21 protein-coding genes are annotated in these 25,135 nt (G+C 72.9%); 13 read left to right on the top strand and 8 right to left on the bottom strand.

The features are described from left to right. Positions 1-91: 91 nt before the first annotated feature. The 6 genes from R2S09_RS04435 to R2S09_RS04410 all read left to right on the top strand — a co-directional run bounded on the left by R2S09_RS04435 (position 92) and on the right by R2S09_RS04410 (position 8,307). On the top strand, positions 92-2,326 hold the full coding sequence (locus R2S09_RS04435) for a molybdopterin oxidoreductase family protein (RefSeq protein WP_316739869.1): 2,235 nt from the start codon (positions 92-94) through the stop codon (positions 2,324-2,326). Positions 2,327-2,526: 200 nt separating this feature from the next. Beyond that, a complete protein-coding gene (locus R2S09_RS04430; protein WP_306190806.1) occupies positions 2,527-3,219 on the top strand; it encodes a hypothetical protein in 693 nt (230 codons plus the stop codon). Continuing rightward, positions 3,206-3,991 carry a class F sortase gene (locus tag R2S09_RS04425; RefSeq protein WP_316739868.1) on the top strand — a complete coding sequence of 262 codons (786 nt, stop codon included), beginning with the start codon at positions 3,206-3,208 and terminating at the stop codon, positions 3,989-3,991. Before R2S09_RS04430 ends, R2S09_RS04425 begins: the two co-directional genes overlap by 14 nt. A 240-nt stretch (positions 3,992-4,231) precedes the next feature. Further along, positions 4,232-5,584: an ABC transporter ATP-binding protein gene (locus R2S09_RS04420; RefSeq protein ID WP_306190804.1), complete on the top strand. Its 1,353-nt coding sequence runs from the start codon at positions 4,232-4,234 to the stop codon at positions 5,582-5,584. A 237-nt stretch (positions 5,585-5,821) separates the two neighbouring features. Then, positions 5,822-7,210, top strand: a complete 1,389-nt coding sequence (locus tag R2S09_RS04415) for an aldehyde dehydrogenase family protein (protein ID WP_316739867.1) — start codon at positions 5,822-5,824, stop codon at positions 7,208-7,210. 14 nt (positions 7,211-7,224) lie between these two features. Beyond that, positions 7,225-8,307 (top strand): Zn-dependent alcohol dehydrogenase, encoded by a 1,083-nt coding sequence (locus R2S09_RS04410; RefSeq protein ID WP_306190802.1) that lies wholly within the window; start codon positions 7,225-7,227, stop codon positions 8,305-8,307. A gap of 214 nt (positions 8,308-8,521) precedes the next feature. Here the strand turns inward: R2S09_RS04410 and R2S09_RS04405 are convergent, their stop codons facing one another. From R2S09_RS04405 to R2S09_RS04395, 3 genes are all read right to left on the bottom strand, one after another. Next, the gene (locus tag R2S09_RS04405) at positions 8,522-9,481 is read right to left on the bottom strand and encodes a DMT family transporter (RefSeq protein ID WP_399143916.1); all 960 of its coding nucleotides are present in this window, start codon (positions 9,479-9,481) and stop codon (positions 8,522-8,524) included. A gap of 427 nt (positions 9,482-9,908) precedes the next feature. Next, positions 9,909-10,631 carry a helix-turn-helix transcriptional regulator gene (locus R2S09_RS04400; protein ID WP_306190801.1) on the bottom strand — a complete coding sequence of 241 codons (723 nt, stop codon included), beginning with the start codon at positions 10,629-10,631 and terminating at the stop codon, positions 9,909-9,911. A gap of 59 nt (positions 10,632-10,690) precedes the next feature. Further along, the gene (locus tag R2S09_RS04395) at positions 10,691-11,350 is read right to left on the bottom strand and encodes a TetR/AcrR family transcriptional regulator (RefSeq protein WP_306190800.1); all 660 of its coding nucleotides are present in this window, start codon (positions 11,348-11,350) and stop codon (positions 10,691-10,693) included. Positions 11,351-11,473: 123 nt separating this feature from the next. Between R2S09_RS04395 and R2S09_RS04390 the strand changes: the two genes are divergently transcribed. The 3 genes from R2S09_RS04390 to R2S09_RS04380 all read left to right on the top strand — a co-directional run bounded on the left by R2S09_RS04390 (position 11,474) and on the right by R2S09_RS04380 (position 13,679). Continuing rightward, positions 11,474-12,625, top strand: a complete 1,152-nt coding sequence (locus R2S09_RS04390; RefSeq protein WP_306190868.1) for an acyl-CoA dehydrogenase family protein — start codon at positions 11,474-11,476, stop codon at positions 12,623-12,625. Between the two features lie 59 nt (positions 12,626-12,684). After that, the gene (locus tag R2S09_RS04385; RefSeq protein WP_306190799.1) at positions 12,685-12,972 is read left to right on the top strand and encodes a YiaA/YiaB family inner membrane protein; all 288 of its coding nucleotides are present in this window, start codon (positions 12,685-12,687) and stop codon (positions 12,970-12,972) included. 83 nt (positions 12,973-13,055) lie between these two features. Then, positions 13,056-13,679 carry a TetR/AcrR family transcriptional regulator gene (locus tag R2S09_RS04380; protein ID WP_306190798.1) on the top strand — a complete coding sequence of 208 codons (624 nt, stop codon included), beginning with the start codon at positions 13,056-13,058 and terminating at the stop codon, positions 13,677-13,679. Between the two features lie 54 nt (positions 13,680-13,733). On the opposite strand, the gene R2S09_RS04375 is transcribed toward R2S09_RS04380, so the two are convergent. Then, complete coding sequence (locus R2S09_RS04375) at positions 13,734-14,195, bottom strand: MaoC family dehydratase (RefSeq protein ID WP_306190797.1); 462 nt, start codon at positions 14,193-14,195, stop codon at positions 13,734-13,736. A 111-nt stretch (positions 14,196-14,306) separates the two neighbouring features. Between R2S09_RS04375 and soxR the strand changes: the two genes are divergently transcribed. Further along, positions 14,307-14,774, top strand: coding sequence for a redox-sensitive transcriptional activator SoxR (gene soxR / locus R2S09_RS04370; protein ID WP_306190796.1), 468 nt, complete (start codon positions 14,307-14,309; stop codon positions 14,772-14,774). 107 nt (positions 14,775-14,881) lie between these two features. Here soxR and R2S09_RS04365 read toward each other — a convergent pair whose 3' ends face one another. Continuing rightward, positions 14,882-15,616, bottom strand: coding sequence for a 3-keto-5-aminohexanoate cleavage protein (locus R2S09_RS04365; protein ID WP_316739866.1), 735 nt, complete (start codon positions 15,614-15,616; stop codon positions 14,882-14,884). A 466-nt stretch (positions 15,617-16,082) separates the two neighbouring features. Further along, positions 16,083-16,685, bottom strand: coding sequence for a hypothetical protein (locus R2S09_RS04360; protein ID WP_306193087.1), 603 nt, complete (start codon positions 16,683-16,685; stop codon positions 16,083-16,085). A 286-nt stretch (positions 16,686-16,971) separates the two neighbouring features. On the opposite strand from R2S09_RS04360, the gene R2S09_RS04355 reads away from it, so the two are divergent. Continuing rightward, positions 16,972-19,767 (top strand): penicillin acylase family protein, encoded by a 2,796-nt coding sequence (locus tag R2S09_RS04355; protein ID WP_316739865.1) that lies wholly within the window; start codon positions 16,972-16,974, stop codon positions 19,765-19,767. Positions 19,768-19,804: 37 nt separating this feature from the next. On the opposite strand, the gene R2S09_RS04350 is transcribed toward R2S09_RS04355, so the two are convergent. Next, complete coding sequence (locus R2S09_RS04350; protein WP_306193080.1) at positions 19,805-21,121, bottom strand: serine-threonine protein kinase; 1,317 nt, start codon at positions 21,119-21,121, stop codon at positions 19,805-19,807. A gap of 114 nt (positions 21,122-21,235) precedes the next feature. After that, entirely contained in the window at positions 21,236-22,483 is a 1,248-nt protein-coding gene (locus R2S09_RS04345) for a DUF1343 domain-containing protein (protein ID WP_316739864.1), read from the bottom strand. A gap of 210 nt (positions 22,484-22,693) precedes the next feature. On the opposite strand from R2S09_RS04345, the gene R2S09_RS04340 reads away from it, so the two are divergent. Next, entirely contained in the window at positions 22,694-23,458 is a 765-nt protein-coding gene (locus R2S09_RS04340; RefSeq protein ID WP_306193076.1) for an SDR family oxidoreductase, read from the top strand. Next, complete coding sequence (locus R2S09_RS04335) at positions 23,455-25,128, top strand: AMP-binding protein (protein ID WP_316739863.1); 1,674 nt, start codon at positions 23,455-23,457, stop codon at positions 25,126-25,128. The genes R2S09_RS04340 and R2S09_RS04335 overlap by 4 nt, the downstream gene beginning before the upstream one ends. The last annotated feature ends 7 nt before the right edge of the window (positions 25,129-25,135 follow it).

Genomic DNA, 25,135 nt, shown 5'->3' with positions numbered 1-25,135 from the left:
TACCGCTCGGTATGCTCGCCTCGTTCGTGCGTCATGCGCCATGCGTCGTACGGCGCCGTCGCCGCGACCCACCGCAACCCCGGGAGGACCCGTGTCCCGCACCGCCCTGCGAATCTGTCCCCTGTGCGAGGCCACCTGCGGGCTGACGCTCACCATCGACGGCAGTCGCGTCACGGGCGCCCGGGGCGACCGGGAGGACGTGTTCAGCAAGGGGTTCATCTGCCCGAAGGGGGCCTCGTTCGGGGCCGTCGACGGCGACCCGGACCGGCTGCGCACCCCGCTCGTGCGAAGGGACGGCGTGCTGCGCGAGGCCACCTGGGAGGAGGCGTTCGACGCGGTGGCGGCGGGGATCCGGCCGGTCGTCGAGCGGTACGGGCCGCACGCCGTCGGCGTGGTCCTCGGCAACCCCAACGTGCACACCGTGGCCGGCGCCCTCTACCCGCCGGTGCTGCTCGCCGCCCTCGGCACCCGCAGCCTGTTCACCGCCTCCACACTGGACCAGATGCCCAAGCACGTCTCCAGCGGACTCCTCTACGGCGACGCGAACGCCATCCCCGTCCCGGACCTCGACACGACCGACCACCTGCTCCTGATCGGCGCCAACCCGCTGGAGTCCAACGGCAGTCTGTGCACCGCCCCCGACTTCCCGGGCAAGCTCAAGGCGCTCAGGGCCCGGGGCGGCACCCTCACCGTCGTCGACCCGCGCCGCACCCGCACCGCCGCGCTCGCCGACCGGCACGTGGCGATCCGCCCCGGCACCGACGCCCTGCTGCTCGCGGCCATGGCCCACGTCCTCTTCGAGGAGGGCCTGACCGACCTCGCGCACCTCACCCCGCACGTCCAGGGCGTCGAGGAACTGCGGGAGGCCGTGAAGGACTTCACGCCCGAGGCCGTGTCCGCCGCGTGCGACGTGGACGCCGCCGTGATCCGCACCCTGGCCCGCGACCTCGCCGCCGCCCCCACCGCAGCCGTCTACGGCCGCATCGGCACCTGCACCGTCCCGCACGGCACCTTGGCCAGCTGGCTCGTCGACGTCCTCACCGTCCTCACCGGCAACCTGGACCGGCCCGGCGGCGCCCTCTTCCCGCAGGCCGCCACCGACCGGACGCCCCGGCCCGCCGGACCCGGCCGCGGCTTCGCGCTCGGCCGCTGGCACTCCCGGGTGAGCGAACACCCCGAGGCGAAGGGGGAACTGCCGATCTCCGCGCTCGCCGAGGAGATCGACACGGCGACGCCGCAGGGCGAGCCGATCCGGGCCCTGATCGCCGTCGCCGCCAACCCGGTGCTGTCCGCCCCGGACGGCGACCGCCTCGACAAGGCGCTGGCCTCGCTGGACTTCATGGTCAGCGTCGACCCGTACCTCAACGAGACCTCGCGCCACGCCCACGTCGTGCTGCCGCCGCCCCCGCCCGCGCAGAGCCCGCACCACGATTTCGCCTTCAACACGCTCGCCGTGCGCAACCAGGTCCGCTACACCCGCCCCGCCGTCCCCCTGGAACCCGGCAGGATGGCCGAGACCGAGATCCTCGCCCGGCTGACCCTGGCCGCCACCGGCATGCACGGCACCGATCCCGCCGCCGTCGACGAGATGGTGATCGGGCAGACGCTGGCCAAGGCGGTCAAGGAGCCGCACTCGCCCGTGAACGGCCGCGACCCGCGCGAACTCGCCGGGCAGCTCACCGGCGAGACCGGCCCGGAACGGCGCCTGGACATGATGCTGCGCCTCGGTCCCTACGGCGACGGCTTCGGTGTACGGCCCGACGGGCTGAGCCTGGAGAAACTGCTCGCCCACCCGCACGGCATCGACCTCGGTCCGCTGCGGCCCCGGCTGCCCCAGCCGCTGAAGACCGTCTCCGGCAAGGTCGAGCTGCTGCCGCCGCCCATCGCCGACGATCTGCCGCGGCTGCGCGCGGCCCTGCGCGAGCGCCCGGCCGCCGGGCTGGTCCTGGTGGGCCGCCGTCATCTGCGCTCCAACAACAGCTGGATGCACAACGTGCCCGCGCTGACCGGCGGTTCGAACCGCTGCACCCTGCACATCCACCCCGAGGACGCCGAACGGCTCGGCGTGACCGACGGGGCGCCCGTGCGGGTGAAGGGCGCCGGGGGAGAGGTGACCGCCCCGGCGGAGGTCACGGACGCCGTACGGCCGGGAGTGGTGAGCCTGCCGCACGGCTGGGGTCACGACCGCCCCGGAACCCGGCTGGCGCACGCCGCCACGGTCCCCGGCGTCAACGTCAACCAGCTGCTGGACGGCAGCATGCTGGACCCGCTCAGCGGCAACGCCGTCCTGAACGGAGTGCCCGTCGGAGTCACCGCGACAGCGTGACAGTCCTCGGTCTCCTCCGTCCGGGGCGCGCCGGGCGGTGACCAGCGGCCCGCGCCCTGGACGGCGGCGCGCGACTGCGCCGGACGAGGGACACCTGACGGCGCGTCGGGCGGGGGTGCGGTGCTCGTGGGAGAGGGCGTGAAAGAGAGTCAGATGAAAGTGCGATTTGTATGAAAATCGTCTGACTCGGAGGAACGCGCATGCCCACTCTGACACTCCGACGCACCCTCGGCTCCCGCGTCGGCGCCGCCGCGGCCGTGACGGCCCTGACGCTGGCAGGTGCCCCGTGGCTGGCGGCGCCGTCCGCCGTGGCGCAGACCAACGGCGACATCAGGATCCACCGGCTGGGTGTCCCCTTCGGCGTCCCGAAGGACGACCCTGTGGTCTGCCGGTTCTATCTGGACGCCACCAACTTCGGTACCGACACGAGTATCGCGTACCGGATCGAGCCGCAGCCCCCGCTGCCCACGGGGGACGGCTACGACGGCTCCATCACGCTCGCGGGCGGTGTCGGCCAGACCGAGCCGCTGGGACTGGCCAATGGACAGTACCGGCTGAGATTCCCCGCCGGCCCGACGCAGGCGGTGCCCGCCCCCACGGACAAGATCTTCCGCGTCAGCTGCCACGAGGACAACCGCCACGACGGCGGACACGGGCCGAACCAGATCGACGACCCGGGCCGCGACGACCAGCGCGGTGAGCACGGTGGGGCGGGAATCGACCGCGACGACCCGCCGCGTCCGAAGGGCGGCGTGCACGCGGGCGGCGGCGGCCTGGTCGACACGGCCCAGGCCTTCTCCCCGGTGGCCGGGGCCGCGGCCGTCGGGCTGGTCGTGGTCAGCGGGGTCGCGTACGTCCGGCTGATCCGCCGGCGCCCCCATGGTGCCGCGTAGGCGCAGACGCAGGCCCTGGTACCGGACCCGCGCCTACCGTCTCGCCCGCACGGCCGTGCTCGCGGCCGTCCTGGTCACGGCGGGGGTCCGGTGCGAGGGACACCACGGGCACCCCGTGGCGGACAGGGCCACCGGCGCCCGGGCGTCGGCCGGCTCGGCCGGCGGTGAGGCGGCCGGTGATGCGGCCGGTGAGGCGGATGGCGAGACGGCCGGCAGTGGCTCCGGCGACGGCCCGGACGACCAGGGTTCCCGTGGCGGCCCGGACGGCGACGGCGCAGACGGCGCGAAGTCCCCCGCGCCCCCGCCCACGCCGTTGCCCCGCTCCCGCGCGACCTCCCTGCGCATCCCCTCGCTCGGGATCGACGCGCCCGTCGTCGGCATCGGCCTGGGCGCCGACCGGCAGCTTCGGACGCCGCCGGTCGACAAGCCGAAGCTCGTCGGCTGGTACGAGGACGGTCCCGCACCGGGGGAGTCCGGCACCGCGATCGCGGTCGGGCACCGCGACACGAGGACGGGCGCCGCCGTCTTCGCCGCGCTCGGCCAGGTCGAGCGGGGCCGCCACATCGAGGTCCGGCGCGCGGACGGCCGTACCGCCGTCTACACCGTCGACAAGGTGCGGATCTTCGACAAGGACCGCTTTCCCGACAAAGAGGTGTACGGCACCGCCCGCCGCCCGGAGTTGCACGTCATCACCTGTGGCGGCCTCTACACCCGTCGCACCGGCTACTCCAGCAACGTGGTGGTCTTCGCGCATCTGACGTCGACGAAGTGAGGCGGGCGGGGTCGTGGCGGCGGCCCGGCCATGGGGGCGGCGGCTCCGAACCGGCCGCCCGCCAGTGAATGTGACCGTCCGCTTTCTCGCCCGCCGGACGAAAATATTCGAAGGTGTCGGACGTCTTCCCCCGGGTGCCTACATTCCGTTAGCTTCCGTGACTCAGACGCCCCGTACGACCCGCACGAGGTGTTCCACACGCGCAGTACCAGCGCTCCGGTGAGTCCCCGAAGGCATCACATGACACGCGCCATCTCTCTGCACGACGTGAGCAAGACGTACTCCAGCAAGGGCACCCGTGTGGTGGACCGGCTCTCGCTCGACATAGCGCCCGGCGAGTTCCTGGTGCTGCTGGGGCCCTCCGGCTGCGGCAAGTCGACCGTCCTGCGGATGATCGCGGGTCTGGAGGAGATCACCGAGGGGCAGCTGCTGCTCGACGGCGAGTACGCCAACGACCTGCCGCCCGCCGGCCGGGACATGGCGATGGTCTTCCAGAACTTCGCGCTCTACCCGAACATGACCAGCCGCGACAACATCGGCTTCCCGCTGCGCATCGAGTCCCCCGGTGTCGACCCCGGCGGCCGGGTGGACGCCACCGCCCGGATGCTGGGCATCGAGGACCTCCTCGACCGCTTTCCCGGCCAGCTCTCCGGCGGCGAACGCCAGCGCGTCGCCATGGGCCGGGCGATCGCCCGCCACCCCTCCGCCTTCCTGATGGACGAGCCGCTGTCCAACCTCGACGCCAAGCTCCGCAACCATCTGCGCGCCGAGATATCCCAGCTCACCAGGGAACTGGGCGTCACCACGGTCTACGTCACCCACGACCAGTCCGAGGCCATGTCCCTGGGCGACCGGGTCGCCGTCCTGCGCGGCGGCGTCCTGCAGCAGGTCGGCACCCCGCGCACGGTCTACGCGCTGCCCCGCAACGTCTTCGTCGCCGCCTTCATCGGCACCCCGCGCATCAACCTGCTGCGCGGCCTGGTCCGCGCCCCGCTCGGCGGGGCCATGACCATCAGCCTCGGCAAGCAGTTCCTGCGCCTGCCCGAACCCCTGTCCCTGGACCACCAGATGCTGCGCGTGCAGCAGGGCCGCGAGGTGATCGTGGGCCTGCGCTCGGAGGCCGTACGGATCGCCAAGCCCGCCGCCGCCCGGTCCGGCGAGGTGCCGATCACCGGACTGGTGGAGCACCTGGAGTTCCAGGGCCACGAGGTCCTCGTCCACTTCAACACCGGTTCCCAGCCCGCCGTCGTACCGGACCTGGAGGCCCCGCGCCCCGCCGGCCGCCCGGACCGGCGCCGCCGCCGCGACGGCACGGTCCTGGACCGCCTGCGTGAACGGGCCGGCGCCCTGCGCGCCGGCTCCGTGGGCGTGCTCGAGCGCCCCACCGGGACCACCGCTGTACTACCGGAACTCGCCTCCGCCACCGAGCCGCGCCTGCCCGGCGACCTGGTGGTCCGCACCACCCCCGACATCCAGCTCCGCCACGGCATGCAGGTCCCCCTCCTCGTCGACCTCGCCCACCTGTTCGTCTTCGACCAGCACGGCGATCGCATCTGCCCGGCCCCCGACCACGTCCCCGACCTGGAGGAGTGAGCCGGGGCGGGGCGGGGCGGGTCGGCGGTACGGCTGTCGGCGGGCAGTGACCTCCCAGCGGCCTCCGTGCGGGCCGGGGTGTCTGGTGCGGGCCGGGGTGTCTGGTGCGAAAAAACTATCGGCGCTAGTTTATGTGGCTGTCGGTAGGTTGTGACGCGCGACGACGCGCCCCCGGACCACACGCCCGTGGCCCCCGGGGACGCGGAGGACGCCCCGCACCGGAGGAGCACCAGCACGATGAAGGCACACGACGGCATGTACATCGGCGGCGCCTGGCGCCCCGCCGCGGGCCCGGACGTCATCGAGGTGGTGAACCCGGCCGACGAACAGGTCATCGCCACCGTCCCGGCCGGCACCGCCGAGGACGTCGACACGGCGGTGCGCGCCGCCCGCGCCGCCTTCCCCGCCTGGGCCGCCATCCCGCCCGCCGAGCGGGCCGCCCGCCTGGCCGCCCTCCGGGACGTGCTGGTGGCCCGCAAGGAAGAGATCGCCGAGACGGTCACCGTCGAACTGGGCTCCCCGCTCGCCTTCTCGCAGACCGTGCACGCGGGCGTGCCCATCGCGGTCGCCGGCTCCTACGCCGACCTGGCGGCGACGTACGCCTTCGAGGAGCGGGTCGGCAACTCCACGGTCCTGCACGAGCCGGTCGGCGTGGTCGGTGCCATCACCCCCTGGAACTACCCCCTGCACCAGATCGTCGCCAAGGTCGCCCCGGCGCTCGCCGCGGGCTGCACCGTCGTCCTCAAGCCCGCCGAGGACACCCCGCTCACCGCCCAGCTCTTCGCCGAGGCGGTGCACGAGGCCGGGATCCCGGACGGTGTCTTCAACCTGGTCACCGGACTCGGCCCGGTCGCCGGACAGGCGCTCGCCGAGCACCCGGACGTCGACCTGGTCTCCTTCACCGGCTCCACCGCCGTGGGCAAGCGGATCGGTGCCGTCGCGGGCGCCGCCGTCAAGCGGGTCGCCCTGGAACTCGGCGGCAAGTCGGCGAACGTCATCCTGCCCAGCGCCGACCTCGCCAAGGCGGTGAACGTCGGCGTCGCCAACGTCATGTCCAACTCCGGTCAGACGTGCAGCGCCTGGACCCGCATGCTGGTCCACCGCGACCAGTACGACGAGGCCGTCCAGCTGGCCGCGGCGGCCGCCGCCAAGTACGGCGAGCGGATCGGCCCGGTGGTCAACGCCAGGCAGCGGGCGCGTGTGTGCGGCTACATCGAGAAGGGCGTCGCCGAGGGGGCGCGGCTGGTCGCGGGCGGCCCCGGATCCCCGCGCGAGCAGGGCTACTTCGTCAGCCCCACCGTCCTCGCCGACGTCACCCCCGACATGACCGTCGCCCAGGAGGAGATCTTCGGTCCCGTCCTGTGCGTCCTGCCCTACGAGGACGAGGAGGACGCCCTGCGCATCGCCAACGGCACGGTCTACGGGCTCGCCGGCGCCGTCTGGGCGGGCGACGAGGCGGAGGCGGTGGCCTTCGCCCGCCGGATGGACACCGGTCAGGTCGACATCAACGGCGGCCGGTTCAACCCTCTCGCCCCCTTCGGCGGCTACAAGCAGTCCGGCGTCGGCCGTGAACTCGGCACGCACGGGCTCACCGAGTACCTGCAGACCAAGTCCCTCCAGTTCTAAGGGAGTCACGAGCCATGGCCGTACGTGCCGCCGTCCTGCCCGCCGTGGGCGCCCCGCTGGAGATCACCGGGATCGAGCTGCCCGAACCCGGCCCCGGCCAGGTCCGGGTGCGCCTCGCCGCCGCCGGGGTCTGCCACTCCGACCTGTCGCTGACCAACGGCACCATGCGGGTGCCCGTCCCGGCCGTCCTGGGTCACGAGGGCGCCGGGACCGTCGTCGCCGTCGGGGAAGGCGTCACCCACGTCTCGCCCGGCGACGCCGTCGTCCTCAACTGGGCGCCCTCCTGCGGCAGCTGCCACGCCTGCTCGCTCGGCGAGGTCTGGCTGTGCGCCAACGCCCTGAACGGCGCCGCCGCCGTCCACGCCCGCACCACCGACGGAGCCGACCTCCACCCCGGCCTGAACGTCGCCGCCTTCGCCGAGGAGACGGTCGTCGCCGCCCCCTGCGTCCTGCCTCTCCCGGACGGCGTCCCGCTCACCGACGCCGCCCTCCTCGGCTGCGCCGTCCTCACCGGCTACGGAGCCGTCCACCACTCGGCGCGGGTCCGGCGGGGGGAGACGGTGGCGGTGTTCGGCGTCGGCGGAGTGGGCCTGGCCACCCTCCAGGCGGCGAGGATCGCGGGCGCCGCGAAGATCGTGGCCGTCGACGTCTCCCCGGAGAAGGAGGAACTCGCGCGCCGGGCGGGGGCCACCGACTACGTGGTCGCCTCCGAGAACACCCCCCGCGAGATCCGCGCCCTCACCGGCAGGCAGGGCGTCGACGTCTCCGTGGAGTGCGTGGGCCGCGCGGTCAGCATCCGCGCCGCCTGGGAGTCCACCCGCCGCGGCGGCCGTACGACGGTCGTGGGCATCGGCGGCAAGGAGGAGCAGGTCGCCTTCAACGCCCTGGAGATCTTCCACTGGGGCCGCACCCTCTCCGGCTGCGTCTACGGCAACTCCGACCCGGCCGAGGACCTGCCCGTGCTCGCCGAGCACGTCCGCGCCGGACGCCTGGACCTGGGCGCGCTGGTGACGGATCGGATCGCCCTGGACGGCATCCCGGCGGCCTTCGAGAACATGACGGCCGGGAAGGGCGGCCGGGCGCTGGTGGTCTTCTAGTGCAGTCGGGCCTCCGCTGGCTACCAGATCGCCGCGGTCTTCAGCGGCGGTCTCGTGTCCCTCCTGATGGTGCCGCTGGTCAATGGCCCGGGACTGAAGTCCCGGGCCCGCGCAACGGGGCATCACTGGCGGTGATGTCGCGTTTGCGTCCAGCCCTGCCCGCTGGCGCGGTGGTGGGGCAGGGGCGCGGGCAGGGCTCGCTCACGCTGAACCCTCAGGTCCGCTCGGGCCGCGGCTCCGGAACCGTCTCCGGGACCGCGGCGCCGGGCGCCGCCGCCCCGGTTCCCGACCCGGCCCGCGTCCGGGCCCGCGATCTCGACACCGCCACGCCGGCCAGGCACAGCACGCCGCCCGCCAGCGTCAGCAGCCCCGGCACCTCGCCCAGCGCCAGCCACGACATCAGCACGACCAGCGCGGGCACGGCGTACGTCGTCGCGCCCATCCGGCTCGCGGTGGTGCGGGCCAGGGCGTACGCCCACGTGGTGAAGGCGAGCGCGGTCGGGAACACGCCGAGATAGACCATGTTCAGCGTCGCCGACAGCGGGGCGTCGGCGGCCTCGTGGACCAACTGCCCGGCGAACGGCAGACAGGCCACCGCCCCGACCAGGCAGCCGAACGTCGTCACCTGCAACGCGCTCGCCCGGCCCAGCGCGGGCTTCTGCGCCACGACCCCGGAGGCGTACGCCACGGCGGCGAGCAGGCAGAGCGCCACCCCGAGCACGGAGGAACCGCCCTCGCCGGACATCGACAGGCCCACGGTCACCGCGCCCGCGAACGACACCGCCATGCCCGCCAGCAGCCGCGGCGGCATCGGATCGCCCAGCAGCCGCGCCCCCAGCAGGGCGATGAGCAGCGGGCCGACGTTCACGAGCAGGGCGGCGGTCCCGGCGTCCACCTGCTGCTCGCCCCAGTTCAGGGCGACCATGTAGAAGCCGAACCACAGCAGCCCGGATATCGCGATCCCGCGCCAGGCCGCCCGCGGCGGCCACCCCTCCCGCCGTACCAGACAGATCGCGCCGAGCGCCACGGCCCCGGCCAGCAGCCGCCCCAGCGCCAGCGCGCCCGGCGAGTACGCGGCGCCCGCACTGCGGATGGACACGAAGGCGGAGGCCCACAACACCACGGTCACCGTGGCGGCAGCAGTGGCGAGTCGGGACTGGGGAACGTTCATCATGCCTCCCGAGGCTAGGCGGGGCAGAGACAAAGAGCTCGCGGATTTCGGACACGAAGCCCTGCGGTCCCCGGCACGCCTGAACCGGCCGGACGGTGGACCGTCCAGCACCGGCGTACCTGCGCACCGGGCAGCCTGTCGGCTCCGGCGGGCACGACGGGGTCGCGTGGAGTGCGAACGGCCCGGCGGACCTGTCGGACCGGGGGACCGGGCGGGCGGAGGACCTGGTGGGGCCGGGTGGCCCGGCGGACCGGAGCCCCGGCGGGATCGGGCGGAGTAGGGGACGGCGCGGTGGATTCCGCGGGGCCGGTCTGCTCGGTGGACCGGGCCGGCCAGGGGTTCGGGCGGCTCGGTGGGACCGGCGGACCGCTTGGAGGGACGGGGACGGACGGGAGCGGGCCGAGCCGGAGGGAGCCGGAGCGGTGCGAGTTCAGCGCAGGGCCGATGCCTCGATGCCCAGTAGGTCGGAGAGGGCGCGTTCGCCGGTCGGTGTGACCTTGACGGCACGCTCCGAGCCGATGCGTACGCACCAGCCGGTGTCCAGGACGTGCCGGCACAGGGCCGCACCCGCGACGCCCGCCAGGTGCGGGCGGCGTTCCGTCCAGTCGAGGCAGGCGCGGGCGAGCGGACGGCGGCCCCCGCGGTCGAGGCCGATGCCGGCGGAGTCGAACCAGAACAGCCCCGCCTCCGTGAGCGCGAACCCCGTGTCCTGCCGCAGCAGTCCGCGCACGGTCAGCGCATCGGTCACCGCGATGCCCAGCCGCCCCGCGAGATGGTCGTAGCACGTGCGGCCCCGGGCCATCGCCGACCCGGCGCTCGACTCCCGCAGCGAGCGGGGGCGGCGCGGAGCCCCCGGGGAGACCTGGGCGGCCAGGTCCTCCACCAGCTGGGCCACCCGGGCGTCGGCCAGCCGCACATACCGGTGCCGGCCCTGGCGCTCCTCGCTGAGCAGGCCGCCCGCGACGAGCTTGCCCAGGTGTTCGCTGAGGGTCGACGCGGCCACGCCCGCGTGCCGGGCCAGCTCGCCCGCGGTCCAGGCCCGCCCGTCGAGCAGCGCCAGCAGACAGGCCGCCCGGGTCTCGTCGGCGATCAGCCCGGCGAGCGCCGCCAGGCCGGGCGCCTGGGGGTCGTGGGTACGGTCCCTGGTGGTCATGCGTCCAGCATGCGGCACGGACGGTTCGGCGGTTGCCGAACTGTGCCGCCACCGTGTGGCTACGTCGCCTGCGCGGTCCGCCCGACCTGCTCGTACTGCTGTGCCAGGCCGTCCAGCAGGGCGGTGAGCCCCGTCTCGAAGGCCCGCTCGTCGATCTTCTCCTGCTGGTCGGCCAGCAGGTGGGCCTGGCCGAGGTGCGGATAGTCGGCGGGGTCGTAGGCGCCGGCGTCGCCCACGAAGCCCCCGGCGAAGGAGCCGAGCGCGGAGCCCATGACGAAGTACCGCATCAGCGCGCCGATGGAGGTGGCCTGGGCCGGCGGCCATCCCGCGCCGACCATCGCGCCGTAGACCGCGTCGGCCAGCCGCAGTGCGGCGGGGCGTCGGCCGGGGCCGCGGGCCAGGACGGGGACGATGTTCGGATGGTCGCGCAGGGCGGCCCGGTAGGAGACGGCCCAGTCGTGCAGCGCGCTCCGCCAGTCACGGCCGTCCTCGAACATCGACAGGTCGACCTGGGCGCTCACCGAGTCCGCGACCGCCTCCAGGATCTCGTCCTTGGTGCGGAAGTGGTTGTAGAGCGAGGGTCCGCTGACGCCGAGTTCGGCGGCGAGCCGGCGCGTGGAGACGGCCGCCAGGCCCTCACCGTCCACGAGGTCCCGTGCCGTCGCGACGATGCGGTCGGTGCTGAGGAGGGGCTTGCGTGGTCGGGCCATGGCGCACATAGTAGGGCTGCGGCATTAAACTAGCAGTGCTAATTTAAATGTACGGCTTTCAAGATCTGTCATCTGGCGTCCATCCGGCGTCCGTCTGGCGTCGTCCGACGTCGTCTGTGGGGTGATCTCGTGGTGAACCTGGAGCTCAGCGAGGAGCAGACCGCGATCCGGCGGCTCGCCCGGGACTTCGTGGAGCGCGAGATCGCACCCGACGTGGTCGCCTGGGACCGCGCCGAGGAAGTGGACCGCGCCATCGTGAAGAAGCTCGGCGAGATCGGCTTCCTGGGCCTGACCATCGACGAGGAGTACGGCGGCTCGGGCGGGGACCATCTGGCGTACTGCCTGGTCACCGAGGAGCTGGGCCGAGGCGACTCCTCCGTGCGCGGCATCGTGTCCGTCTCGCTCGGCCTGGTCGCCAAGACGATCGCCGCCTGGGGGAGCGAGGAGCAGAAGCGGCGCTGGCTGCCGGGCCTGACCTCCGGCGAGTACGTCGGCTGCTTCGGCCTCACCGAGCCCGGCACCGGCTCCGACGCGGGCAACCTGACCACCCGGGCGGTGCGCGACGGCGACGACTACGTCATCAACGGCACCAAGATGTTCATCACCAACGGAACCTGGGCCGATGTCGTGCTGCTCTTCGCCCGCTCCACCGACGCCCCCGGCCACAAGGGCGTGACCGCCTTCCTCGTCCCCACCGACACTCCCGGCCTGACCCGCCGCACCATCCACGGCAAGCTGGGCCTGCGCGGCCAGGCGACCGCCGAGCTGGTGCTCGAGGACGTGCGCGTCCCCGCCTCCGCGATGCTGGCACCCGAGGGCAAGGGCTTCTCGGTCGCCATGTCCGCCCTCGCCAAGGGCCGGATGTCGGTGGCCGCCGGCTGCGTCGGCATAGCCCAGGCCGCGCTGGAGGCGGCCGTCAGGTACGCGGGCGAACGCGAGCAGTTCGGCAGGACCATCGCCCACCACCAGCTCGTCCAGGAGCTGATCAGCGACATCGCCGTGGACGTCGACGCGGCCCGCCTGCTGACCTGGCGGGTCGCCGATCTGATCGACCGAGGGCAGCCGTTCGCCGTGGAGTCCTCCAAGGCCAAGCTGTTCGCCTCCGAGGCCGCCGTACGGGCCGCCAACAACGCCCTCCAGGTCTTCGGCGGCTACGGCTACATCGACGAGTACCCGGCGGGCAAGCTGCTGCGCGACGCCCGTGTGATGACCCTCTACGAGGGCACCAGCCAGATCCAGAAGCTGGTCATCGGCCGGGCGCTGACGGGCGTTTCGGCGTTCTGAGTATGTTCTGAGTATCTCGGCGGATGTGGCGCAGGCCACGTTCGCCGATGCTCTCTGCCATGAGTGACACACCCGTCAAGCAGCAGAACACGGTCGCCTTCTACGGCCAGGCCGTCGCGTCCTTCGCCGTCGCCATGTCGGCCACCGCCGTCGGCATCTACCAGCTGAACACCGACGCCTGGGTGCGGGCCTTCCTCGCCATCGCTGTCCTCTACCTGGTCACCTCCGCCTTCACCCTCGCCAAGGTGATCCGGGACCGGCAGGAGGCCGGGCAGATCGTCAGCCGGGTCGACCAGGCCCGCCTGGAGAAGCTGCTCGCCGAGCACGACCCCTTCGAGAAGCTGTGAACCCCCGCCGCAGGCCGCACTAAGCGCCCGCTCACCGTCGGCGGTATGGTGGTGCTCCTGTCACCGAGAGGGGCGAGCGAGCGATGAGTACGGCGGAGGAGACGACCGGCGGCGAAGCGGAGCCGTGGGACGAGGTCAGCCCTGACGCGGCCCGGCGGCTGCTGGTCGCCGCCGTGGAGGCCTTCGCCGAGCGCGGCTACCACGCGACGACGACCCGCGACATCGCCGGACGGGCCGGCATGAGCCCGGCCGCGCTCTACATCCACTACAAGACCAAGGAGGAGCTGCTTCACCGGATCAGCCGGATCGGCCACGACAAGGCCCTCGACATCCTGCGCACGGCGGCACAGCGCGAGGGCAGCGCCAAGGAGCGGCTGGCCGACGCCGTCAGCTCCTTCGTCCGCTGGCACGCCGGGCGGCGCACCACCGCGCGGATCGTGCAGTACGAACTCGACGCGCTCGGCCCCGACGCCCGCGCCGAGATCGTCGCCCTGCGCCGCCAGGTCGACGCCGAGGTGCGCGGGATCATCGAGGACGGTGTGTCCGCGGGCGAGTTCGACGTGCTCGACGTGCAGGGCACGACCCTCGCCGTGCTGTCGCTGTGCATCGACGTGGCCCGCTGGTTCAGCGTGAACGGCCCCCGCACCCCCGAGGAGGTCGGCGCGCTCTACGCCGACCTCGTACTGCGCATGGTGGGGGCGAAATAGCCCTGTGGACGGGGCACAAGGCGTAGCCCCGCGGACAGGGCGAAGGGCGTGGTCCTACAGGTAGTACCGGGACACCGACTCCGCCACGCACACCGGCTTGTCCCCGCCCTCGCGCTCCACGGTGAACGCGACGGTCACCTGCACCCCGCCCGCCACGTCGTCCACGCCGGAGATCGTCGCGGTGGCGCGCAGCCGTGAGCCGACCGGGACGGGGGCGGGGAAGCGCACCTTGTTGGTGCCGTAGTTGACGCCCATCCTCACGCCCTCGACCGCGATCAGCTGCGGCCCGAACAGGGGGAGCAGCGACAGGGTCAGATAACCGTGGGCGATGGTGGTGCCGAACGGGCCGGCCGCGGCCTTCTCCGGGTCCACGTGGATCCACTGGTGGTCGCCGGTCGCCTCGGCGAACAGGTCGATCCGCTTCTGGTCGATCTCCAGCCAGTCGGTGTACCCCAGCTGCTCGCCCACCGCCGCCTTCAGGTCGTCGGCGGAGGTGAAGATCCTCGGCTCTGCCATGTCCCGGCCTCTCGCGTCGCACATCATGTCTAAGCAACTGCTTAGCATGCTCGGGTCGGCGGCCCATGTCAACGGAGAACGGGGAGCGACACGGTGGGTAGGCTCTGAGGGGTGCCCCAGATTCCCGAGAAGATCCACGAGCTGACCGTCGGGCAGGTGTCCGCGCGCAGCGGCGCCGCGGTCTCGGCCCTGCACTTCTACGAGTCCAAGGGCCTTATCAGGAGCCGCCGCACCGCCGGCAATCAGCGCCGCTACACCCGTGACACCCTGCGCCGGGTCGCCTTCGTCCGGGCGGCGCAACGCGTCGGCATCCCGCTGGCCACGATCCGCGAGGCGCTCGCCGAACTCCCCGAGGAACGCACTCCCACCCGGGAGGACTGGGCCCGCCTGTCCGAGGCCTGGCGCACCGAGCTCGACGAGCGCATCAAGCAGCTCAACCGGCTGCGCGACCACCTCACCGACTGCATCGGCTGCGGCTGCCTGTCCCTGGACACCTGCGTGCTCTCCAACCCCGACGACGCGATCGGCCAACGCCAGGTGGGCTCCCGCCTGATGGTGGAACGAAACCGGCAGCCGTAGCCGGCGGTGCGCTTACCTACCGTGCGGGCGCCGCTGCGCCCACAGGTGCCGCCGTGGGGGGGTACCTCCCAGGCGTCAGGCACTGGGGGAGGCACGACTGCCCGCAGCTATGACGATCGCCTCCGCCGCCCCGCCCCGTACCGCACCAATCCCTCACTCACCAACTGAGCATTGGACCGAGCCCGTTCCCCGTCCGGCAGGACCAACGTGTCCTCCAGACCGGTCCGCGCGGCCAGCCCCAACCGCCCGGCCACCCGCAGCACCGACCACGCGCCGCCTTCCTCGCCGTGCAGCAGCACGGGCCGCCCGTGCGCGTCACCCAGCTCGGCGAGCAGCGCCCGGGCGGACTCCGCAGCCGTCTCCGGGGCCGGGTCCGTCACCTCCGCCAGTACGCGCAGCACGCCAGGCGCCAGCGGCGAGGCCGCGAACCGGGCCGCGCCGTCCGTGCCGGACCAGATGCCCGCCTCCACGCCGACGCCGCGCGCGAGCAGCGCCGCGGCCAGCTCCTCCGCGCCCGGCTCGTGCCAGTTGACCGAGGCGACATCGGGCAGCACCGTCCAGTCGCGCACGCGCGCCGGTCGGGCCGCGGGATCGGGCTCCGTCCAGGCGCCCGTGGTCACCCCGACCGGCACCGGTACCCGTGCCCGGATCGCCTCCACCGTCGCCGCGACCACGCGTGGCGACATGCTCTCCCGCCCGCACGGCGTCCTGGGATGGACATGGACCTCCGTGGCCCCGGCCGCGACGGCGCCGGCCGCCGACTCGGCCATCGCCTCCGGCGTCAGCGGCACCACCGCGCCGTCCGCCGCCGTGCGGGACCCGTTGAGACAGACCTGCATCACGACCGTTCCCCCCGTCTCCGGAGAGGTGCGGCACCCCCTGCGGACCGTTTCTGTGGACTGAGCAGGAGTGAGCCCGCTCAGCCGCACGCCCCGAACGGTCTTGGGCGTTCCCCCACTGCCTGAACGGCGTGGGAGGTACCCCCAGGTCCCCGGCGTACTCGACCCCGGGGTGGCGACACGGATCCTGTCCGTGGTCCGATCCCGAGAGGCCGGCTCCCTCACGACCTGGCCATGTGCGTACGGCCAGAGGCGACGGGGAGGCCCCGAACCATCACTCCGGTGGAGCGGGGGCCCCGCACGCCAGCGCCGTACCTGGCGTCCCAGATCGCTTGATCACCGTAGTCCGTACGGCCCAGGCCCCCGCAAGCCCGCAAGCCCGCAGGCCCGCAGGCCGACCATCACACGATCGAGCTAAACCGTCCTCGTGTACGCTCCCCAGCGAGTAGCTGCCAACTCCTCGCCATGCTCAGGCCGACACCAGCAGCCTGCCCCGCCTGGCACACGCCAGCGCCTCGGGAGTGAGGACGGGCCGCGGCACCAGGATGCCGCAGTCCACGCACACCGGCCCGGTCGACGGCTCATGGTCCAGGCCGTACTTCCAGACCAGCCGCTCCCCGCCGCACACCGGGCAGCCCGCACCCGGCTCGCGCTCCAGCGCGGCGATCAGCCGGCGCAGCACCTCGGCCAGCGGTTCGGCGGGGTGCACCCGCGGGTCGTCACACCAGGCGACCCCGAAACCACCCCAGGTCAGCCGGTGCCAGTCGTCCACGCTGCCCGGCCTGCGCAGCCCGTCGTGCTTCTCCCTTCTGCGGCGGCGGGCGAACTCGACCTCGTAGTCGAGCCACACCGAACGCGCCTCCTCCAGTTCCTCCAGTGCGGCCACGAGCCGCGCCGGGTCGGGGGAGCGGTCCTCGGGGCCGAACCCGGCCCGCGAGCACAGATGGTCCCAGGTCGCCCTGTGCCCGTAGGGAGCGAACCGCTCAAGGCACTTGCGCAGTGAGTAGCGTCGCAGCGCCAGATCGCACCGCGGGTCCCTCACCTGTCTCGCCAGACTCCGGAAACCGGCCATCGCCCTGCACCTCCGTCACACCTGCACCTGCACTTCGGTCACTTCGGCGTCGTCGTACGGCCCGTCGCACGGTCCGTCGAACGGAGTCGTCGTACGGACGTCGCCGAGTAGACGTGCCGACCGGCGATCCGGCTCCATCCGATTTCCGATGTCCGCCATAACTCCGCCCCGGTTGACCGTCATGTCCGCCACGAGACGACTCCAAAAAGTGACGCATGCTCATCTTCCAACTCGGGGATACCGCCGGTAACGTCCCTCCCCACCCCCGTCGGGAGGAGCTGCTGCCATGCCACGGCGCACCCCACACTTCGCGCTCGACACAGTGAGAACTCCCCGCAGATTCCACGGGTTCCTGAAGAGGGCATCCGTATGCGTCCTCATTACCGGTCTTTTGTCACCGTTTTCCCCAGCGGTGGCGGCCGAGGCGAGACCCGCGGCGACGGCCGCGAACGACTACTGCGGTGGCCGGTGCTCGGACATCCTGCCGCCCGGTGAGAACGGCAACGCCACGCTCGCCCAGATCCTCCTCAACCAGGCCTTCGGCACCCAGCCCGGCCACGCCGAGGATCAGCTCGGCCCCTACGCCGACCTGGCCAAGGGCTACCCGGCACTCACCGACGACAAGGTGAACGCCTTTTTCGACGACGCCTCGTTCGGAGTCCCCGCCGACCAGGTCGCCTCCACCGAGAAGCCCGCCGGACGCGGTGACGTCACCATCGTCCGCGACAAGAAGACCGGTGTGCCCCACATCACGGGCACCACCCGCTACGGCACCGAGTTCGGCGCCGGGTACGCCGCCGCCGAGGACCGGCTGTGGCTCATGGACGTCTTCCGGCACGTCGGCCGCGGCCAGTTGACCTCCTTCGCGGGCGGCGCAGCCGCCAACCAGGGCCTCGAGCAGCAGTTCTACCGCAACGCCCCGTACACCGAGGCCGACCTCCAGGCGCAGATCGACAACGCGGTGGCCGGCAACGGTGCGCGCGGGCAGCAGGCCCTCGCCGACGTCCATGCCTATCTCGCGGGCGTCAACGCCTACATCGACGCCTCCGACTCCGGCCGCTACTTCCCCGGCGAGTACGTCCTGACCGGCCACAAGGACGCCATCACCAACGCCGGTACCATCGAGCACTTCAAGGTCACCGACCTGGTCGCGCTGGCCTCCGTGGTCGGCTCGCTGTTCGGCTCCGGCGGGGGCGGCGAGGTGAACAACGCCCTCTCCCTGCTGGCCGCCCAGGCCAAGTACGGCGTCGAGGAGGGCACCAGGGTCTGGGAGTCCTTCCGCGAGCGCAACGACCCCGAGGCCGTCCTCACGGTCCACGACGGCCGGAGCTTCCCGTACGCGGCCAAGCCGGACAGCCCCCAGGGCGAGGCGCTGCCGGACGCCGGCTCGGTGACCCAGGAGCCGCTCGTGTACGACCGCGGCGGCAGCGCGGCGACCACCGCCGCCGAGAGTGCCTCGACCACCGCCGCGAAGACCTCCCTCTCCTCCGCCCGGCGCGGCATGTCCAACGCCCTCGTCGTCAGCGGCGAGCACACCGCGAGCGGCCACCCGGTCGCCGTCTTCGGCCCACAGACCGGCTACTTCGCGCCCCAGCTGCTGCTGCTCCAGGAGATCCAGGGACCGGGCATCAGCGCCCGGGGCGCCTCCTTCGCGGGCCTGAGCATGTACGTCGAGCTCGGCCGCGGCCAGGACTACGCGTGGAGCGCCACGACCTCCGGCCAGGACATCATCGACACGTACGCCGTCGAGCTGTGCCAGGACGACCACCACTACCTCTACCACGGCACCTGCACGGCCATGGACCAGGTCGAGCAGAAGAACGCCTGGAAGCCCACCGTCGCCGACGGCACGGCCGCCGGCTCGTACGCCATGCGCGTGTGGCGCACCAAGTACGGCCCCGTCCAGTACCGCGCGACGGTCGGCGGCAAGAAGGTCGCCTACACCACCCTGCGCTCCTCCTATCTGCACGAGGCCGACTCCATCATCGGCTTCCAGATGCTCAACGACCCCGGCTTCGTCAAGGGTCCGCAGGACTTCCAGCAGGCCGCGCAGCACATCAACTACACGTTCAACTGGTTCTACGCCGACTCACGGCACACCGCCTACTACAACAGCGGCGACAACCCGGTGCGGGCGAGCGGCGTCGACGCCGAGTTCCCGGTGTGGGCGCGGCCGGCGTACGAGTGGCGCAACTGGGACCCGGCCACCAACACCGCCGACTACACCCCGTCCTCCGCGCACCCCAGCTCCATCGACCAGGACTACTACATCTCCTGGAACAACAAGCAGGCCGAGGGCTACACGGCCGCGCCCTGGGGCGAGGGGTCGGTGCACCGCGGCAACCTGCTGGAGGACCGGGTGAAGAAGCCGGCCGCGTCCGGCGGCGTGACAAGAGCGGGGCTCACCAAGGCCATGGCGGACGCGGCCCTGGCCGATCTGCGGACCGAGGACGTGCTGCCGAAGCTGCTGAAGGTGATCGACAGCGCGCAGGTCACCGACCCGGCGACGGCGACGGCGGTGAGCAGGCTGCGGGCCTGGGTGTCCGCGGGCGCCCGGCGCACCGAGACCTCGGCCGGCTCGAAGACGTACGCCGACGCCGACGCGATCCGGATCCTGGACGCCTGGTGGCCGCTGCTGGTGAAGGCCGAGTTCGAACCGGGCCTCGGCAGCGACCTGTACACCGCCTTCACCGGCAACCTGCCCATCGACGAGGCCCCGTCCGCCGGGCACGGCCCCACCGGCGCGCACGCCGGAAGCTCCTTCCAGTACGGCTGGTGGAGCTATGTCGACAAGGACATCCGGGCGGTGCTCGGTGAGCCGGTGCCGGGACCGCTCGCACAGAAGTACTGCGGCGGCGGCGGCCTCAGCGGCTGCCGGGACGTCCTGCTCGGCACCCTGAAGCAGGCGGCGGGCATGACGGCGGCCCAGGTCTACCCGGGCGACGACCAGTGCTCGGCGGGCGACCAGTGGTGCGCCGACTCGATCGCCCAGCGTCCCCTGGGCGGCATCAAGCACTACCGGATCAGCTGGCAGAACCGGCCCACCTATCAGCAGGTGGTGGAGTTCACCTCCCACCGGTGAGGCCCGCCCGGGTCCGACGACAAGGGCTGGCGGCGGGTCAGCGGACGCGGCCCGCCGCCAGCACCAGCCGCGCCAGCTCCGGGTGCACGATGTCGCTGTGCGCGCCGCTCGGCGGCCCGCCGCGCCGGACCACCTCGGCCGCGTCGACGTTCACGCACCCGGACGCCGGCAGCGGCGCGCCCAGGGCGGCGGCGAGGGTGCACGCGCGCGTGCCCGGCACCGCCTGCACCCCGTCGTGCCCCATGGCACCCCACCTGGCCCCCAGCGCGGCGCCCACGTCGACGCCCAGCACCGACCGGTCGTCGTCCGCCATGCGCGAGGCCAGCGGATAGAACGTGCCGAGGGCCGAGTCGAAGCGGGAGTGGCAGCACACCAACGGGCCGTCGATCCGGTGCTCCTGGCCCTGCAGCACCCCGCCCGCACGCGGGTCGTCCGGCAGCCGGGCGGCGAACGCGTAGTGCGAGAAGGCGCCTTGCAGCAGGGTCACGGACTTCACCGCCCGCACCCCCGCGGGCAGCCCGCGCAGCGCGAACGACACCAGGCGCCCGCCGAAGCTGTGCCCGACCAGATGGACCCGCAGGTCCGGCGCCGCCTGTGCGAGCCGGCCGACCGCCGGGCCGAGCCCGCGCTCGCCGACCGTGCCCGCCCGGCGCTTCATCGCGTAGTACGTCGCCTGCCGCAGCAGTTCCTTGGCGCCGTCCCACGGGTTCGGCAGCGAGAAGGACTCCCGTCCGTCCGGTGCCTCGAGCCGGGCGAGGGCCCGCGCGAACTCGGCGCAGACGTCCGCCGTGGGCCGCGAGAAGATCCCCGGCTCGCTCTGCGGCACGCCCTCCGCCTCCGTGTCCGCCGCGAACAGGCCCTGCGGCCCCGGCGGCACCACCTCGACCAGCAGCCGCACCAGCCGCCCGAACTCCTCCAGGCCCGCCTCCTCGCGCGGATGCTGGTCCAGTATCCGCGCGAGCCGGTCGACCACCGTGGCCCGGCCGGGGAAGGTCTCCAGGAGCGCGTGCCGGGTGTTCTTGTCCAGGGCCGGGCGGGGCACCGGCGCGGCGGCGCCGGGGCGCGGGAAGTCGGGGATCGGCTCGTCGCTGAAGCGCATCGACGGCCACACCACGCCCACGTACCCGATCCGCGCGGCCGGCGCGAGCCGCGGGACGGGGGCGAAGAAGGCGCTGTAGAGGCGGGTGGCGCCCGAGCGGTCGTTGTTCCAGCCGTGCGCGAAGACGATCAGGTCGCGCACGCCCCGGGCGGTGACCCCGGCGAGCAGCCGGTCCCGCTCGGGGCCGTCCACGTCCCCGTCCGCGTCGAAGGTGAGCTCCCAGTAGGGAGCCACGCTCATCCCCGGATCCGCCATGGCTGCCGACCCCCTCGTCCCCCGAAGCGGTGCGATGTGTGGTGCATCGTCCTGCCAACAGGAGGAGTTGGCCATACGTCACGGCTCATCCGGGCACAGGAATCGCCTCCCCGCTCACCGGTAGAGGAGATACTCCGCGCGCATCCTGCGGAACGCGGCCAGTTCGTCCCGCCAGCCGGCGACCACCTCGTCGGTGTCCGCCCCGGCGTCGATCATCGTGCGGACCTGCGTGGAGCCGGTGAGCTTGTCGATCCAGTTGTCCGAGCGCCAGGCGAAGCCGTCCCAGACCTGCTTGGCGGTCACCAGCAGCGCGATCCCGGTGCGCACCGGGTCGTAGGCGGCCCGGTCGTGGACGTGGATCTGCACCCCGCCGACCGTCTTGCCCTGGAACTTGGAGAAGGTGGGCGCGAAGTAGGCCTCCCGGAAGCGCACGCCCGGCAGCCCGAGCGCGTTCGCCGCGTCCGCCCAGCGCCCGTCGACGCCCTCCGCGCCGAGCAGTTCGAAGGGGCGGGTGGTGCCGCGGCCCTCGGACAGATTGGTGCCCTCGAACAGACAGGTCCCGGAGTAGACGAGGGCGGTGTCCGGGGTGGGCATGTTCGGGCTCGGCGGCACCCAGGGCAGCCCGGAGGCGTCGTAGAACTCCGACCTCTTCCAGCCGGTCATCAGGACGGTCTCCAGCGGCACCGGCGTGGCCAGGAACTCCCCGTTGAACAGCCGCGCCAGCTCCGCGACCGTCATGCCGTGCGCCTGGGAGATGGGCTGCCGTCCCACGAAGGTCGCGAACTCCTTGTGCAGCACCGGGCCCAGCGCCTCCCGCCCGGTCACCGGGTTGGGCCGGTCGAGCACCACGAACCGCTTCCCGGCCAGCGCGGCGGCCTCCATGCAGTCGTACAGCGTCCAGATGTAGGTGTAGAAGCGCGCGCCCACGTCCTGGATGTCGAAGACGACCGTGTCCACGCCGGAGGCGGTGAAGACGTCGGCGAGCGGCTGCCCGCTCTTGTTGTACGTGTCGTACACCGGCAGCCCGGTGGCCGGGTCGTCGTAGCGGCCCTCGGAGCCGCCCGCCTGCGCGGTGCCGCGGAAGCCGTGCTCCGGGCCGAAGACGGCGACCAGGTTCACCCGGCGGTCGGCGTGCATGACGTCCACGATGTGGCGCACGTCCCGGGTGACGCCGGTCGGGTTGGTGACGATGCCGACCCGCTGCCCGGCGAGCTGCGCGTAGCCGCCCGCCGCGAGACGCTCGAAGCCGGTGCGCAGCGGCCGGCCCCGGTCCTGCGGGGCCGCCTGGGCCTGGGCGGCCGGGACGGTCGAGGCCGCGACGGCGGCGGTGGTGGCGAGCAGACTCCGTCTGGACAGCTTCATGCGGTGACCTCCGTGATCGCTGCACGTGTCATGGTCACGCACGCTAGCGCGCGCCCCGGGCGGCAGGGAACGAACCGTCGGTACCGTCTATGGTCCACACCACTGGCGGCGCCGGTTGCGGGTCGCCTCTTCCCTGGCACATACCGACCGGTTAGTGTGTTGTGGCAGAGCCGATGCGCCGATGCGTCGCAGCCGTGTCGAAGGAGACCGATGGTGCAAGCCGTTCAGGGTGCGGGAGTGGTCGTCACCGGGGCCGGAGGGGGCATCGGGGCCGCGCTGGCCCGCCGGTTCGCCGCCGAGGGCGCGAGGGTCGTCGTCAACGACCTCGACGCCGCGCGGGCCGGGGCCGTGGCCGAGGAGATCGGCGGCATCGCGCTGCCGGGCGACGCCTCCGCGATCATCACCGAGGCCCGCGACGCGCTCGGCGGCACGGTCGACGTCTACTGCGCCAACGCCGGCGTCGCCTCCGGCGGTTCCGAGGCCTCGGGCGAGGACGTCTGGGCGCGTGCCTGGGACGTCAACGTCATGGCCCACGTCCGCGCCGCCGAGGCACTGCTCCCGGCCTGGCTGGAACGCGGCAGCGGCCGCTTCGTCGCCACCGTCTCCGCCGCCGGACTGCTCACCATGATCGGCGCCGCCCCCTACAGCGTCACCAAGCACGGCGCCTACGCCTTCGCCGAGTGGCTGTCGCTGACGTACCGGCACCGCGGGATCAACGTCCACGCGATCTGCCCGCAGGGCGTGCGCACCGACATGCTGGCCGCCACCGGCAGCGCCGGTGACCTGGTGCTCCAGCCGACCGCCATCGAGCCGGAGGACGTGGCCGACGCCCTGTTCAAGGGCATCGAGGAGGACCGCTTCCTGATCCTGCCGCACCCCGAGGTCGCCGGCTTCTACCGGGCCCGCGCCGCCGACCCCGACCGCTGGCTGACGAACATGAACCGCATCCAGCAGAGGTGGGAGGAGGCCCGGTGACCGGCGCGTATGCCTCCCGCTACGCGGCCAAGCCCTGGCTGCACCTGCTCGACGAGGCCCAGCGCGCCCCGGTCGACCCCGCCGACTCCCTCGTGCACGCCCTGCGCCGGTCGGCCGCCCAGGCCCCGGACCGCACCTTCCTCGCCTACTTCGACGCCCGCCTCAGCTACCGCGAGGTGGACGAGCTGAGCGACTCGGTCGCCGGCCACCTCGCCGCGCGCGGCCTTCGGCCGGGCGACCGGGTGGCGGTCCTGCTCCAGAACTCCCCGCACTTCGTGCTCGCCGTGCTCGGTGCCTGGAAGGCGGGCGCCACCGTCGTCCCGGTCAACCCGATGTACAAGTCGGCCGAGGTCTCCCACGTCCTGAAGGACGGCGAGGTGGCCGCGCTGATCTGCTCCGACCGGGCCTGGGAGTCGTATCTGCGCGACACGGCCGCCGACTCCCCGGTGCGGATCGCGCTCACCGGCTGCGAGCTGGACTTCCAGACCCGCGACGACGCCCGCGTGCTCACCTTCGAACGGCTCCCGCAGGCGCCGGACGCCGACGACCTGGTGACCGTCGCCCGCGCCGGTCACCGGGCGCCCGAGGACCGCGACCCCGCCCCCGACGGCGTCGCGCTGATCAGCTACACCTCCGGCACCAGCGGCACCCCCAAGGGCGCCACCAACACGCACGCCAACATCATGTACAACGCCGAACGGCAGCGCACCGGCCTGGGCCTGCCCGAGGCACCGGTCTACTTCGCGCTGGCGCCGCTGTTCCACATCACCGGCATGATCTGCCAGTTCGGCGCCTGCCTGAACAGCGCGGGCACGCTGGTGCTGGCGTACCGCTTCGAGGCGGGCGTCGTCCTGGACGCGTTCGCCGAGCACCGGCCGCACTACACGGTCGGCCCCTCCACGGCCTTCATGGCGCTGGCCGCCCACCCGGCCGTCGCCCCGGACCACTTCTCCTCCTTCCAGGTCATCTCCTCCGGCGGCGCGCCCCTGCCGCCCGCGCTGGTGGAGAAGTTCCGGGCCGGCTTCGGGCCGTACATCCGCAACGGCTACGGCCTCACCGAGTGCACCGCTCCCTGCGCCTCCGTGCCGCCGGGCCGGGAGGCCCCCGTGGACCCGGTCTCGGGGACGCTCGCGGTCGGCGTGCCGGGCCCCGACACCGTGGTGCGGATCGTCGGGGACGAGGGGCAGGAGGTGCCCTTCGGCGAGCCGGGCGAGATCGTCGTCAGCGGGCCGCAGGTGGTGTCCGGCTACTGGCGGCGCCCGGAGGCCACCGCCGAGACCTTCCCCGGCGGCGAGCTGCGCACCGGTGACATCGGGTTCATGGACGAGCAGGGCTGGCTGTACGTCGTCGACCGCAAGAAGGACATGATCAACGCCTCCGGCTTCAAGGTGTGGCCGCGCGAGGTCGAGGACGTGCTCTACACCCATCCGGCGGTGCGCGAGGCGGCCGTCGTCGGGGTGCCCGACGGCTACCGCGGGGAGACCGTGAAGGCCTACATCAGCCTGCGTCCGGGCGCCACGGCGGACCCGGATGAACTCGCGGTGTACTGCAAGGAGAGACTGGCCGCCTACAAATACCCGCGTCAGGTGGAGATACTGACCGACTTGCCGAAAACGGCGAGTGGGAAGATCCTCCGTCGGGAGCTGCGTTCCCGTACCGACGACGACTAGCAGCAGA

Source organism: Streptomyces sp. MK7 (genome assembly GCF_032658145.1).
GTDB classification, from domain to species: domain Bacteria; phylum Actinomycetota; class Actinomycetes; order Streptomycetales; family Streptomycetaceae; genus Streptomyces; species Streptomyces spiralis.
Note: the sequence above shows the minus strand (reverse complement) of the source record. Positions and strands in the feature narration are given on the sequence as shown.